The following is a 12,090-nucleotide window of genomic DNA, read 5'->3' as shown; positions in this document are numbered from 1 at the left end:
AACGGGGGCAGTATACGTTTGCCCCCTGGTGTGTCCAGCACCATGTCTCGATTGGACACATCTCTCACCGTCCGGCCGGCTCCGAGAATCCGTTCGGCCCCACGGCTTCAAGCACATAGTCGATGAACGACTTGATGCGCGACGAGATCGCGGTGTTGCGGTAGTACACCGCGTTGATCGGCTGCCTGACATCTTGCGTGTGGCGCGGCAGCACTTGCTGCAAGGCGCCCGACTCGCGGTCCGCTCGCGTCATGAAATCCGACAGGCAGACGATGCCGCCGTCGTTCAGCGCCAACTGCCGCAGCGTCTCGCCGCTATGCGCGCGCACGCCGGGCTTGACGTGCAAGGCTTGCCCATCGGCATCCAGCAACGGCCATTCGTTCAGCGCTTCCAACTGACTAAAACCCAGCAACGTATGCGTGGCCAGGTCGGCCACGCGCTTGGGCGTCCCGTGTTGCGCCAGATAAGCCGGGCTGGCCAACACGCGCACGCGGCTTTGCCCCAGCTGCACCGCATGCAGCGACGAATCCTTCAGCCGCCCGATGCGAATGGCCAGGTCGGTACGGCGTTCCAGCAAGTCGATATTGCCTTCGTTGCTGTTGAGCTCCAGCTCCACTTGCGGATAGCGCTTGCGGTAGCCCGGCACCAGGGGCGCAATGACGTGCAGCATGAACGGCGAGGCCGCATCCACGCGCAACAGGCCGGCCGGCTGATTGCGCCGCACATTCATCAGGTCTTCGGTTTCTTCCACCGCCGCCACGATGCGGCGCACCTGCTCCAGATAGGCGCGGCCTTCTTCGGTCAGTTCCAGCCGGCGCGTGGTTCGCCGCATCAAGGTGGTTTGCAGCTTTTCTTCCAGCCGGCTCATGGTGCGGCTGGTGGCGGAAATAGTCTGGCCCAGCACGTCGGCGGCAGCGGTGATGGACCCGCTGTCCACCACCGCGATAAAGACCTGCATTTCGTCGAGGGTGGTTTTCATATTTGACGTTATATCAAAAGTCTTTCACCAATACAGGGCTTTTTCGGCAAGGGTCGGGCGGGCACACTGGCTGCTTTCCCGGGCCATCGCCGCCTGGATCTTCACCCCCAATTTGGAGTTTTACATGAGCATTCCCCAATTCGGCGTCGGCACGTTCCGCCTGCAAGGCCAGGTTGTCATGGATTCCGTGCGCAACGCGCTGGACGTCGGCTACCGCGCCATCGACACCGCGCAGATCTACGAAAACGAAGCCGAGGTCGGCCAGGCCATCGCCGAATCCGGCGTGGCGCGCGTAGACCTGTTCATCACCACCAAAATCTGGGTGCCCAACATGGCGCAGGACAAGCTTGTGCCCAGCCTGAAGGACAGCCTTGCCAAGCTGCGCACCGACTACGTCGACCTGACGCTGATCCACTGGCCCGCACCCGGCAACGGCGTGTCGATCGCGGAGTGCATGGGCGCGCTGGCCGAGGCCAAGTCGCAAGGCCTGACCCGCCAGATCGGTATCTCGAACTTTCCCATCGCCGAAACCCGCGCAGCCATCGCCGCCGTGGGCGCTGACGCCATCGCCACCAACCAGATCGAACTCAGCCCCTATCTGCAAAACGCCGCGCTGACCGCCTTCCTGAAGGAACAAGGCATACACGTCACGTCGTACATGACGCTGGCCTACGGCAAGGTGCTGAAAGACCCGGTCATCCAGCAGATCGCCCAACGCCACAACGCCACGCCCGCACAAGTGGCGCTGGCCTGGGCGCTGCAACTGGGGTATTCCGTGATTCCCTCGTCGACCAAACGCGACAACCTGGCCAGCAACCTGCTTGCCCTGCAACTGCGCCTGAGCGACGAGGATATGGCGCAGATCGCCGCGCTGGAACGCAATGGGCGTGAAGTCAGCCCCGAGGGGTTGGCGGCGAAGTGGGATTGAGCGGGTGCTGGGATAACCGAGCCAGTGCGCGGGCCGCCTGCAACAGCATCGGCTCGCTGCCCGGCGGACCCAGCAGGTCCAGTCCAACGGGTATGCCGCTCTGCGTGAAACCGATGGGCAGGCTCAAGGCCGGCAAGCCGGTCACCGCGGCAAGCAGGCCATTGCCCCCACGCTGTGGCTCGCCCAGCACTACCGGCCCCGTCCGCACGCTGGGATACGCCAGCATGTCGAACGGGCCGGATGCCAACGCCGCCAATACCTCGGTACGGATCGCCGCGGCGCGCGCCAGCACGGCCTGGCGCGCGCTGCCGTCCGCGTCGCGCAGCGCCTCGCGCTCACGCAGCAGGGTCATCACTTCCGGATGCGGGTAGGCGCCGTCCAGGATGTCGGCCAGGCTACGCACGGGCAAGCCGGCGTCGTGCAGGCACGCCGCGAGCGCATCGCGGAACTCGTAGCCCGTGACATTGGCGGCCTTCAAGCGCGCGTCGTCCACGGCGAGCTTCACCGAATGAGTCCGCACTCCCTGCGCCTGCCAATGCGCCAAGGCGGCTCGCGCATGCGCCGAGACTTCACGTTCGTCAGGATCGTCTCCAAAGAGCGGATCCAACGTACCGATGCGCCAGTCAGCACTGGTGCGCGACGTTGTTGGCGTCGCGCGGTCTGGCCCTGCCATGACCGACCACAACACGGCCAGGTCGTCCGCGCAGCGTGCCATGGGACCCACGGTGTCCAGCGTGGGGGACAAGGGCAGGACACCGGCCGTGCTGCATCGTCCGGCCGTCGGTCGCAGGCCCAGTACCTGGTTGAACGCCGCCGGAATGCGGATTGAGCCGCTGGTGTCGCTACCGATGGCGGCCGCCGCGAAGCTTGCCGCCACCGCCACCGCGCTGCCGCCGCTGGAACCGCCTGGCACGCGCGCGGCGTCATAGGCATTGCGGGTGCGACCTGACAAGGAAGACACGTTGGTGATGCCGCATGCCAGTTCATGCAGCGTGGTCTTGCCCAGCACAATGGCGCCCGCCTCGCGCAAGCGCCGCACAACGTCGGCATCTTGCGCCGGCCGCCGTTGCGCCAGCGCGCGCGAGCCGGCCGTGGCGGGCATGCCGACAGCGTCGATGTTGTCCTTCAGCAGAATCGGAATGCCATGTAGCGGGCCCCGCGTGGCGCCCTGCCGTCGCTGCGCATCGCTGGCTTTGGCCTCGTCCTCAGCCCGAGGATTCAACGCCAGCACCGCGTTCAGCACGGGGCCGTGCTGGTCATAGGCCGCAATGCGCGCCAGATAGGCACGCACCAGGTCGACGGCGCTGAGCTGCCCCGCCGCCATCGCCGCTTGCAACGCCCCGATCGATTGGCCGAATACCGGGTCGCGCTCAGGCGACGACGACGGCAAGGGCCCCGCCAACAATGCAGGCGCGTTCATCGAAAGTGGCACGCCACCCATTGCTGCCCACTGCCCGATGCCACGGGCCGTTCGGTCAGCGCCGGTTGCGTCTCACGGCAGATCGGTTGCGCCAGCGGGCAGCGCGTATGGAAACGACAACCACTGGGCGGATTCGCGGGGCTGGGCGGATCGCCTTGCAGCAGTTTGCGTTGCGCCGGCTTGTGCGGGTTGGGCACCGGCACGGCCGACAGCAGGATCTCGGTGTAGGGGTGCCTGGGTTGCGCAAACAAAGTGTCCCGGTCGGCGACCTCGACGATGCGGCCCAGGTACATCACCGCGACCCGATGGCTGATGTGCCGCACCACGGCCAGGTCGTGCGCCACGAACAGGTACGCGATGCCCATTTCCTGCTGCAGGTCCATCAGCAGGTTGATCACCTGCGCCTGAACGGACACGTCCAGCGCCGACACGGGCTCATCGCACACGATCAGCTTGGGCCGTAACGCCAACGCGCGCGCAATGCCTATGCGCTGCCGCTGCCCGCCCGAGAACTCGTGCGGATACTTCTTCATCGATTCCGGGCGCAGGCCAACCTTGCTGAACAGCCAGGCCAGCTCGTCCACCCGGGCGCGGGCATTTGGCATCGGATAATTGCGCAGCGGTTCGCCGACGATGTCGCCCGCCGTCATGCGCGGGTTCAAGGATGCATAGGGGTCCTGGAAGATGATCTGCATGTCGCGCCGCCGGTCGCGCATTTGTTCCGGCCGTAGCGCCAGGATCTCTTCGCCTTCCAGCTTCACCGATCCGGCCGTCGGCTGGATCAACCGCAGCACGGATTTTCCCGTCGTCGTCTTGCCGCAGCCCGATTCGCCGACCAACGCCAGCGTTTCTCCGCGCGCCACATTGAACGACACGCCGTCCACCGCCTGAATGACCTTGCGGCGCGGCTGAAACCAGCCGCCCGCGCCGGGGTAGTGCATCTTCAGGTCGCGAACCTCCAGCAAAGGCGCGGTGGATGCCGATGCCGGCTGCTGCATAGGGGCGCTCATGCTTGAACTCCAGTCAGGTCGGCGCTGGACGCCGGAATGGATGCGACTTGCGGACCCGGCTGCGCCGCCACGCGCGCCACCTCATGGCAAGCCACCACGTGATCGTCGCCGTGCGTGGTCAACTCAGGGGCTTCAACGCGGCAGCGCTCGGTTGCATACGTGCAGCGCGGTGCAAAACTACAGCCTTTGCCCAGCTCGCTGGGCGCGGTGACCATGCCGGGAATCTCGGCCAGGCGCTGCGTCGAAGCATTCATCGATGGCATCGAGCCCATCAAGGCCCGCGTGTACGGATGCAAGGGTCGGTCAAACAGTTCGGCTACCGGCGCTTCCTCGACCTTGCGGCCCGCGTACATGACCGCCACGCGGTCGCAGCATTCCGCCACCACACCCAGATCGTGCGTGATCAGCACAATGCCCATGCCCAGCGTCTTTTGCAGGTTGCGCAACAGGTCCACGATTTGCGCCTGAATGGTGACGTCCAACGCCGTGGTGGGTTCGTCCGCGATCAGCACCTCGGGGTTGCAAGCCAGCGCCAGCGCGATCATCACGCGCTGCCGCATGCCGCCGGACAACTGGTACGGATACTCGTGTACCCGGCGTTCGGGCTCGGCAATCTGCACCAGGCGCAGCATTTCCTCGGCGCGGCGGTAGGCGTCGCGACGGCTCAGCTTCTGGTGCACCATCACCGTCTCGGCAATCTGCCGCCCCACGGTCAGCACCGGATTCAGCGAGGTCATCGGCTCCTGAAAGATCATCGATATCCGGTTGCCGCGAATCTGGCGCATCTGCTTTTCGGTCAGGCCGAGCAAGTCGGTGCCGCGATACCGGATCTGGCCGCCGGCAAAGCGCCCGGGCGGCGTCGGCACCAGCCGCAGGATGGACAGCGCCGTCACGCTCTTGCCGCAGCCGGACTCGCCGACCACGCCCAGCGTGCGGCCGGCCCGCACTTGATACGACACGCCGTCCACCGACCGGACCGTGCCGGAAACGGTATCGAAGTACGTGCGCAGGTTGTCGACTTCCAGCAGCACGTCGCCAGGGGCGACGGCGTTGGCGGGGGATAGGGCCATGGCGTCCTCCTAGCGTTGGTTGGCCAGGCGCGGATCCAGCGCATCGCGCAGGCCGTCGCCCATCAGGTTGATCGCCAGCACGGTGATGGCCAGCAAGATACCCGGGTACAGAATGGTGTAGAAAGCCACCGCCACGTAGTTGCGCGCATCGGCCATCATGTTGCCCCAACTGGGCACCTGTGCCGGCACGCCGACGCCCAGGAACGACAGTACCGCTTCGGTCAGCACGGCGGTCGCGGCGATGAAGGTTGCCTGCACCACCAGCGGCGTCACCATGTTGGGCAGCACGTGTCGGCGCAGAATCACCGGCAGGCGCGTGCCGATGGCGTGCGCCGCCTCAACGTACAGTTGTTCGCGCAGCGTCAGCGCCAGCGAACGCACCAGCCGCACCACGCGGGGCACCTGCGGAATGGCGATCGCGATGATCACCGTGGTCAGGCTGGCGCGTATCACCGCCATCAGCGCAATGGCCAGCAAGATGTCCGGGATGGCCATCATGCCGTCCATGATGCGCATGATGATGGCGTCAGCCCAGCGGACAAAGCCGGCCAGCAGGCCCAGCACCACGCCCAGCAGGCTGGCCACCAGCGCCACGACGATCGCGACCACCAGCGACACCCGGCCGCCCCACACCACCCGGCTGAACACATCGCGGCCCATCGCGTCGGTGCCGAAATAATGTTCTGCCGACGGCGGCTTCAAGCGCTGCAAGGGGTTGATCGTGATGGGGTTGTGCGTGGCGATCCACGGCGCGGCAATCGACAGAGCCGCCACGATCAACAACAGCACCAGCCCGATGATCAGCGTGGGATGCTTGCGTATCCAGCGCCAGCGCCGGCCGCCGGTCGTAAGCGCCTCGTGCAGCAGGATGGGCGCGGCGGGCGCTTGGGTGGAAATCGAATTTTCTGACATGGCTTATTCCCGCGACGGCTCAATAACGGATACGCGGATCGAACAGCCGGTAGCTGAGATCGATCAACAGGTTGATCAGCACGTAGGCGCCGGCCGAGATCAGCAGCACGCTCTGGATCACCGGGTAGTCGTGGTGCTGAACGGCGTCGATGACCAGGCGGCCAATGCCCGGTATGGCGAACACCGTCTCGGTCACGACCACGCCGCCGATCAACAACGCAATGCCCACGCCCACCGTGGTGGCGATGGGAATGGCGGCATTGCGCAGCGCGTGCTCCAGCACCGGCAATACGGCCAGGCCCTTGGCGCGCGCGGTACGGATGTAGTCTTCATGCAGCACTTCGACCACGGTGGCCCGCGTCATCCGCGTGATCAGCGCGATGTACACCAGCGCCAGGTTGATGCAGGGCAGCGTCAGATTGCGCAACCACGGCCCCACCCCGTTGGACAGGCTGACGTAGCCCTGCACTGGCAGCCATTGCAGCTTGACCGCGAAGCCGTAGATCAGCAGATAACCCACCAGGAACACCGGCAACGAAAACGCCAGCACCGCAAACAGCATGACCAGCCGATCAATCCAGGTGCCGGCACGATAGGCCGCCAACACGCCCAGCGGCACCGCCACCAGAATGGATACCAGCATCGTGATGGCGGCGATCGACAAGGTCGGTTCCACGCGCTGCGACAGCAGTTGCGTCACGGGAACCTGCGTGAAGATCGACGTGCCCAGATCGCCCTGCAGCAACTTGCCGGCCCACATCCCGAACTGCCGCCACAGCGGCTCGTCCAGGCCCAGCGCCGTGTGCAGCTTGGCGATGTCTTCCGCGGTGGCGAAGTCCCCGGCGATCAGCGCCGCCGGGTCGCCGGGCGACAGGTGGATCAGCAGGAACACGATCACTGCCACCACCGCCATGACTGGCACGATGGCCAGCACGCGCCGAATGATGTAACCCATAGTTGTCTCGCGTATCGGTAGCGGCGGGCGCGGACTACTTGTCCAACACCCAAAGGTTGGGCAGGCTCCAGATCTTGTCGGTGTTCTTCAGGCTGTGATACGCGGCGAAGGCACGCGAATACTGGCCGATCGAGATCACGGGGAAGACTTCGTAGACGCGCTCCTGGAACAGGTCCAATATGCGCTTGCGTTCGTCGGACGTCGTCGCGGCGATCCACTGCTGGCGCAATTCGTCCAGCTTCTTGTCGCACGGCCAGCCCGGCAGGCTGTTGCCGCACACCGCGCCCAGATAGGTGTTGCTGAGCGGCGAGTCCACGTTGAACTCAGAGGCGGCCGACAGAAAGATGTTCCAGCCGCCCTTGTCCAGCGTGGCCTTGCGCGCGCGCCGCGCCGTCAGCGTGGCCCAGTCCATCGACTGGATGTCCAGGTTGACGCCAATATCCTGCAAGGCCTGGATGGCAACCAAGGTGGCGGAATTGAGATAGGCCAGATCGGTGGGCAACAGGATGGCCAGCTTCTCGCCCTTATAGCCCGCTTCGGCCAGCAGCTTCTTGGCCAGCACCGGATCCGGCTTGGCATAGGGCGCCGCGCCTGCCGTGCTGTCGTTGGGGCCACCGCAGATGAAGACCGTGGCGCAATACTTCATGCGCAGGTCGTCCGGGTAGCCCATGGCGGCGGTGAACTTGTCCTGGTCCACCAGGTGCGCAATGGCCTGGCGCGCCTTCGGGTTGTCGAACGGCGGCATGGACTGGTTCAGAACGATGTAGCCCTGGGCGCGTTCCAGCACGCCGATCTTGACGTTCTTGTTGGCGCGCAACGCATCGATGTAGTCGGCGGGCGCCTGCTCGATCATGTCGACTTCGCCGTTGGTCAGGGCGGCGGTTGCGCTGTTGGAGTCTGGCAGCACGCGCCATTCCACGCGGGCGATGTGCGGCGTCTTGTCGCCCGCCAGACCATCGGCGGGCGCCTTGGGGCCGATGTAGTTCGGGTTCTTTTCGAAGACGATCTTGCTGCCGGGCACCCATTCATCGCGCTTGAACACATACGGGCCGGAGCCGACCACTTCCGTCAGCGGGCGGGTGGCGGGCTGCGACGCCAGACGCTTGGGCAGGATGAAAGCGGGATAGCTCGACACCTTGGCCAGGCCATCCAATACCAGGTCGAACGGCTGCGCCAGCGTCAGCGTGAAGCGGCTGTCGTCCAACGCTTCCCATTTGCCGCCTGCGCGCGTGATGGCCTGCCCGATGTTGTCGCGGGCCGACCAGCGCTCCAGCGACGCAATCACGTCAGCCGTGGTCAACACCTGGCCGTCGCTGAATTTCAGGCCGGGCCGCAGCGTGAAGGTCCAGGTCTTCTTGTCGGCGCTGGCCTCGTATTTCTCGACCATCTGCGGCTGCGGCTTGCTGTGCGTATCCATCGCGAACAGCGTGTCGTAAACCATGTAGCCGAAGTTGCGCGTGATGTAGGCGGTGGTGAAGGTCGGGTCCAGCACCTTCAGGTCGGCGTGCGGAACGATGCGCAGGGTCTTGGCTTGCGCTTGTGCTTGCGCGGGGGCCGCGCCCAAGGTGCAGGCAAGGCCAAGCGTGGCCATCGAGAACAGGCTAAGCAGGCGGTTTTTCATCGCACTAGGCTCCCATCAAAATTGGTGGATTTGCCGGCGCACAGACGCCGGCAGGATCTTAAAGCGGCCACTTCGGCAGCCGGATGTTGCGATACGTCAGCGTCTTCCAATCGGGCGTGGCGACGCCCCGGCCGCCCACATAGATGATGTGGCGCGCTACCTGCGAGAACGAGGCATGGAAATGCTGCGCGGACTTGACCACCACAATCTTCCTGGCAGAAAGATCGCATCCCAGCTGCGTGAACAGGTCCATGTTGATGGCCTGGTTGCGCACGGATGTCAGCACGATCTGGATGCCTTGCGCCTCGACCAGCGCGCAATCACCCATCGGCGCGGGCGCGCCGGACAGGCCGGTCATCACCAGTTCGGCCTGCACCGCGAGAACGGTGCAGCGCAGATCGACCGGGTCGCCGGACAGCGGGCCGACCTTGCCGCCAATGCGCAAGTCCAACTCGGCACCCACGCCCGCGTCGAACGCGATGCGCGCCGCCACCGGGTCCCACATCGGCCCAAGCGCCGCATGGGTCACGCCGCGCTCCAGCATGCGGCGCAAGACAAAGGTCGCGTCACCGGGCGCGCCGCTACCGGGGTTGTCGGGCCGGTCGGCCAGCACGACGGGCTCGCCGTCGAACGCCAGCGCTTCGTCCAGCGCCTCTTCCACGCTGCGGTAAGGCACCATCAACTGCTCGCGCATGCCGATCAATTCATCAGCCAGCGTACGCGCCAGCGCTTGCGCGGCGGCGGCGTTGCCATCGGCGTAGACCAGTACCTTTGTGCCCATCTCGGGGACGTCGCCGGTGGCGAAGCCCTGCGCGGCAGACACCGACAGAATGCCGTCGCGGCCTTCCAGCGCCTTCATGCGGCTGACGAAGCCACGCGCGGGTTCGCGGGTGGTGTGCATGGGTACGATCATGTCGCAATCCACCAGCGCGGCGACGGGGCGCGTGCGGCCTGCCTGCGCGTCCAGGCACAAGGCCAGCAGGTCTTCCGCGCGTTCGCGTATGTCGGTGTGGGGATACTCTTTGAACAGCACCAGCACGGTGGCCTGCTCGACCATCAGCGGCGTCAGATGGGCATGCGGATCCAGTTCGGCGCCCACGGTCACAACGGGGCCGACCAGCTCGCGCACGCGGCGCAGCAGGTCGCCTTCGCAATCGTCATAGCCGTCCGCGACCATCGCACCGTGCAAGCCCAGCAGCACCATGTCAACCGGAAGCGCGGCGCGCAGATCTGCCAGCAGCTCATCGCGCAAGGTTTCGTAGGCGGCGCGCGTGGTGGTGCCGCCGGGTTGTGCCGAGGTCACCAGCCCTTCGGCCAGCGTCCACCCCGCCTCGCGACCTTGCAGACGCGCCACGTAGAGCGGCGCGCCGGCGAAGGTGACGGAATCGGGATGCGTGCCCGCCGGGTAATAGTCGCGCTCTTGAAATGCCGCCAGGCTGGTGGGCATGGGCGCGAAGGTGTTGGTTTCGGTGCCCAGGCCGGCGCTAAAGACCTTCATGGCTGCGCTCCCGGACAGGCTGGCGCAAGCGCCGCGGCAAGCGCGGCGTTCCGGTAAGACGTCATCATTTCCCCTTGTATAGGCCGGTTATCCGTCATCGCCTGCCCATTCAGGGCGGCGCTGCGTTCCGTAAGCGGATCATCGGCGGGGCACACTCGCGGCACAAATAGCTAACGTGCGCCTATGGATAACCCAAGGTTATGGCGTGGGCGCTTTTCCAGGGAAATGCGGGCGAAACCAGCTTTGGCGGGCCCTAGCTTTAGGGAAAACGATAGGCCGACGACAGAGCAGCGAAGGCGCAGAGATGGCGGAGAGATGGCCCAGCGCACACATATCGCAAGGTTATGGATAGCGTGTGATTTGGAATTTGCCCGGCCCCACTGCCCGGCTCAGAATCGTGCCCAACCTGAACCTACGAGGCGAGTCATGCGGGTATGCGTAATTGGGGCGGGCGTGGTCGGCGTGACGACGGCGCACCTGTTGTCGCGGGCGGGACACGACGTGGCGTTGGTGGACGAACGGGCGCAGCCGGCCATGGGCAGCAGCTTCGCCAACGGCGGACAGCTCAGCTACAGCTATGTGGCGCCGCTGGCCGGCCCCGGCGCGTTGGCCGACATGCCGGGCTGGATGTTCCGGCGCGATTCGCCGCTGCGTTTGCGCTATCGCTTCGACCCGTCGCAATGGCTGTGGCTGGCGGGATTTCTGCGAGCTTGCCGCGCATCGGTATCGCGCGCATCCACCGCCGAGCTGTTGTCCTTGTCTTACCTCAGCCGCGACACGCTGCATGCGATGCTGGAGGAAGCGCCCATGGATTTCGGCTTGTCGCGCACCGGCAAGCTGATCGTGTATCGCGATGCCGCGCAACTGGAGAAGGCCGCCGCGCTGGTGCGGTATCAAGCGGCGCATGGCACGGACCAACGCGTGCTCTCGCGCGACGAAACGCTGGCAGCGGAACCCGCGCTGGCGGGCATGGGAGCGCGCATCGCTGGCGCCGTCTACACGCCCGGCGAGGAAGCCGCCGACTGCCATCGCTTTACGGAGTCCCTATTCCAGCGGCTGCGGCAAGCCGGTAACGTGACGGTCCACATGGACACCCGCGTCAAGCGCCTGCGCCGCGAACGCGGTCGCATTGTCGCCGCGCAGACGGCGGCGGGCGATATCCAAGCCGACGCCTTCGTTGTCGCGTCGGGCATCGGCAGCCGGCCGCTGCTGGCGGCCTTGGGCCAGCGCGTACCGCTGTATCCGCTCAAGGGCTACAGCCTGAGCGTGCCCATCACGGCGGACACCGCCGACATCCCGACCATCAGCGTCACCGACTACGAACGGCGCATCGTCTACGCGCGCTTGGGCAATGTGTTGCGCATTGCCGCCATGGTCGACATCGGCGCCAAGCATGCCGAGGTGGACGCAACGCGGCTGGACACGCTGCGGCGCCAGGTCGTTGAAGCCTTTCCCCGCCTGGACTTGTCCCGCGCGCAGGCCTGGGCGGGCGTGCGGCCCGCCACGCCAACCAGCAAACCGCTGATCGGCAAGAGCCGCGCCGCCGACAACCTGTGGCTGAACCTGGGCCAGGGCGCGCTGGGCTTCACGCTGGCCTGCGGCAGCGCTGCCTTGCTGACGGCGCAGATGACGGGCAACACCCTGCCCATCGACGCCGCTCCCTTCCAACCTTGACCGGGCGCCACGCGCCTCTCGGA

Annotated in this window: 10 protein-coding genes; 2 read left to right on the top strand and 8 right to left on the bottom strand. The window is 65.9% G+C overall.

Annotated elements, in window-relative coordinates:
- Window positions 1–64: 64 nt before the first annotated feature.
- Window positions 65–979, bottom strand: a complete 915-nt coding sequence (locus P8T11_RS21415) for a LysR substrate-binding domain-containing protein (protein WP_268080128.1) — start codon at window positions 977–979, stop codon at window positions 65–67.
- Between the two features lie 124 nt (window positions 980–1,103).
- On the opposite strand from P8T11_RS21415, the gene dkgB reads away from it, so the two are divergent.
- The gene (gene dkgB, locus P8T11_RS21410; RefSeq protein WP_268080129.1) at window positions 1,104–1,907 is read left to right on the top strand and encodes a 2,5-didehydrogluconate reductase DkgB; all 804 of its coding nucleotides are present in this window, start codon (window positions 1,104–1,106) and stop codon (window positions 1,905–1,907) included.
- Here dkgB and P8T11_RS21405 read toward each other — a convergent pair.
- From P8T11_RS21405 to P8T11_RS21375, 7 genes are read right to left on the bottom strand one after another with little or no spacing between them, the layout of a single operon-like run.
- On the bottom strand, window positions 1,873–3,327 hold the full coding sequence (locus P8T11_RS21405) for an amidase (protein ID WP_268080130.1): 1,455 nt from the start codon (window positions 3,325–3,327) through the stop codon (window positions 1,873–1,875). The genes dkgB and P8T11_RS21405 overlap by 35 nt on opposite strands.
- Complete coding sequence (locus tag P8T11_RS21400) at window positions 3,324–4,337, bottom strand: ABC transporter ATP-binding protein (protein WP_268080131.1); 1,014 nt, start codon at window positions 4,335–4,337, stop codon at window positions 3,324–3,326. The genes P8T11_RS21405 and P8T11_RS21400 overlap by 4 nt, the downstream gene beginning before the upstream one ends.
- Window positions 4,334–5,407 (bottom strand): ABC transporter ATP-binding protein, encoded by a 1,074-nt coding sequence (locus P8T11_RS21395; RefSeq protein WP_268080132.1) that lies wholly within the window; start codon window positions 5,405–5,407, stop codon window positions 4,334–4,336. Before P8T11_RS21395 ends, P8T11_RS21400 begins: the two co-directional genes overlap by 4 nt.
- 9 nt (window positions 5,408–5,416) lie before the next feature.
- Window positions 5,417–6,319, bottom strand: coding sequence for an ABC transporter permease (locus tag P8T11_RS21390; protein WP_268080133.1), 903 nt, complete (start codon window positions 6,317–6,319; stop codon window positions 5,417–5,419).
- Window positions 6,320–6,338: 19 nt separating this feature from the next.
- Window positions 6,339–7,274 (bottom strand): ABC transporter permease, encoded by a 936-nt coding sequence (locus tag P8T11_RS21385; RefSeq protein ID WP_268080134.1) that lies wholly within the window; start codon window positions 7,272–7,274, stop codon window positions 6,339–6,341.
- 34 nt (window positions 7,275–7,308) lie between these two features.
- Window positions 7,309–8,895, bottom strand: coding sequence for an ABC transporter substrate-binding protein (locus P8T11_RS21380; RefSeq protein WP_268080135.1), 1,587 nt, complete (start codon window positions 8,893–8,895; stop codon window positions 7,309–7,311).
- Between the two features lie 58 nt (window positions 8,896–8,953).
- Complete coding sequence (locus tag P8T11_RS21375; protein WP_268080137.1) at window positions 8,954–10,393, bottom strand: M81 family metallopeptidase; 1,440 nt, start codon at window positions 10,391–10,393, stop codon at window positions 8,954–8,956.
- Window positions 10,394–10,819: 426 nt separating this feature from the next.
- On the opposite strand from P8T11_RS21375, the gene P8T11_RS21370 reads away from it, so the two are divergent.
- Complete coding sequence (locus P8T11_RS21370; RefSeq protein WP_268080139.1) at window positions 10,820–12,067, top strand: D-amino acid dehydrogenase; 1,248 nt, start codon at window positions 10,820–10,822, stop codon at window positions 12,065–12,067.
- Window positions 12,068–12,090 lie beyond the last annotated feature (23 nt).

Source organism: Achromobacter spanius (genome assembly GCF_029637605.1).
Taxonomy (GTDB): domain Bacteria; phylum Pseudomonadota; class Gammaproteobacteria; order Burkholderiales; family Burkholderiaceae_B; genus Achromobacter; species Achromobacter spanius_E.
This window is presented reverse-complemented; position numbering and strand designations above follow the sequence as displayed.

Bases quoted from the DNA above. Each gene is read 5' to 3' on its own strand.
- P8T11_RS21415 (WP_268080128.1), bottom strand. From the start codon at position 979: ATGAAAACCACCCTCGACGAAATGCAGGTCTTTATCGCGGTGGTGGAC.
- dkgB (WP_268080129.1), top strand. From the start codon at position 1,104: ATGAGCATTCCCCAATTCGGCGTCGGCACGTTCCGCCTGCAAGGCCAG.
- P8T11_RS21405 (WP_268080130.1), bottom strand. From the start codon at position 3,327: ATGAACGCGCCTGCATTGTTGGCGGGGCCCTTGCCGTCGTCGTCGCCT.
- P8T11_RS21400 (WP_268080131.1), bottom strand. From the start codon at position 4,337: ATGAGCGCCCCTATGCAGCAGCCGGCATCGGCATCCACCGCGCCTTTG.
- P8T11_RS21395 (WP_268080132.1), bottom strand. From the start codon at position 5,407: ATGGCCCTATCCCCCGCCAACGCCGTCGCCCCTGGCGACGTGCTGCTG.
- P8T11_RS21390 (WP_268080133.1), bottom strand. From the start codon at position 6,319: ATGTCAGAAAATTCGATTTCCACCCAAGCGCCCGCCGCGCCCATCCTG.
- P8T11_RS21385 (WP_268080134.1), bottom strand. From the start codon at position 7,274: ATGGGTTACATCATTCGGCGCGTGCTGGCCATCGTGCCAGTCATGGCG.
- P8T11_RS21380 (WP_268080135.1), bottom strand. From the start codon at position 8,895: ATGAAAAACCGCCTGCTTAGCCTGTTCTCGATGGCCACGCTTGGCCTT.
- P8T11_RS21375 (WP_268080137.1), bottom strand. From the start codon at position 10,393: ATGAAGGTCTTTAGCGCCGGCCTGGGCACCGAAACCAACACCTTCGCG.
- P8T11_RS21370 (WP_268080139.1), top strand. From the start codon at position 10,820: ATGCGGGTATGCGTAATTGGGGCGGGCGTGGTCGGCGTGACGACGGCG.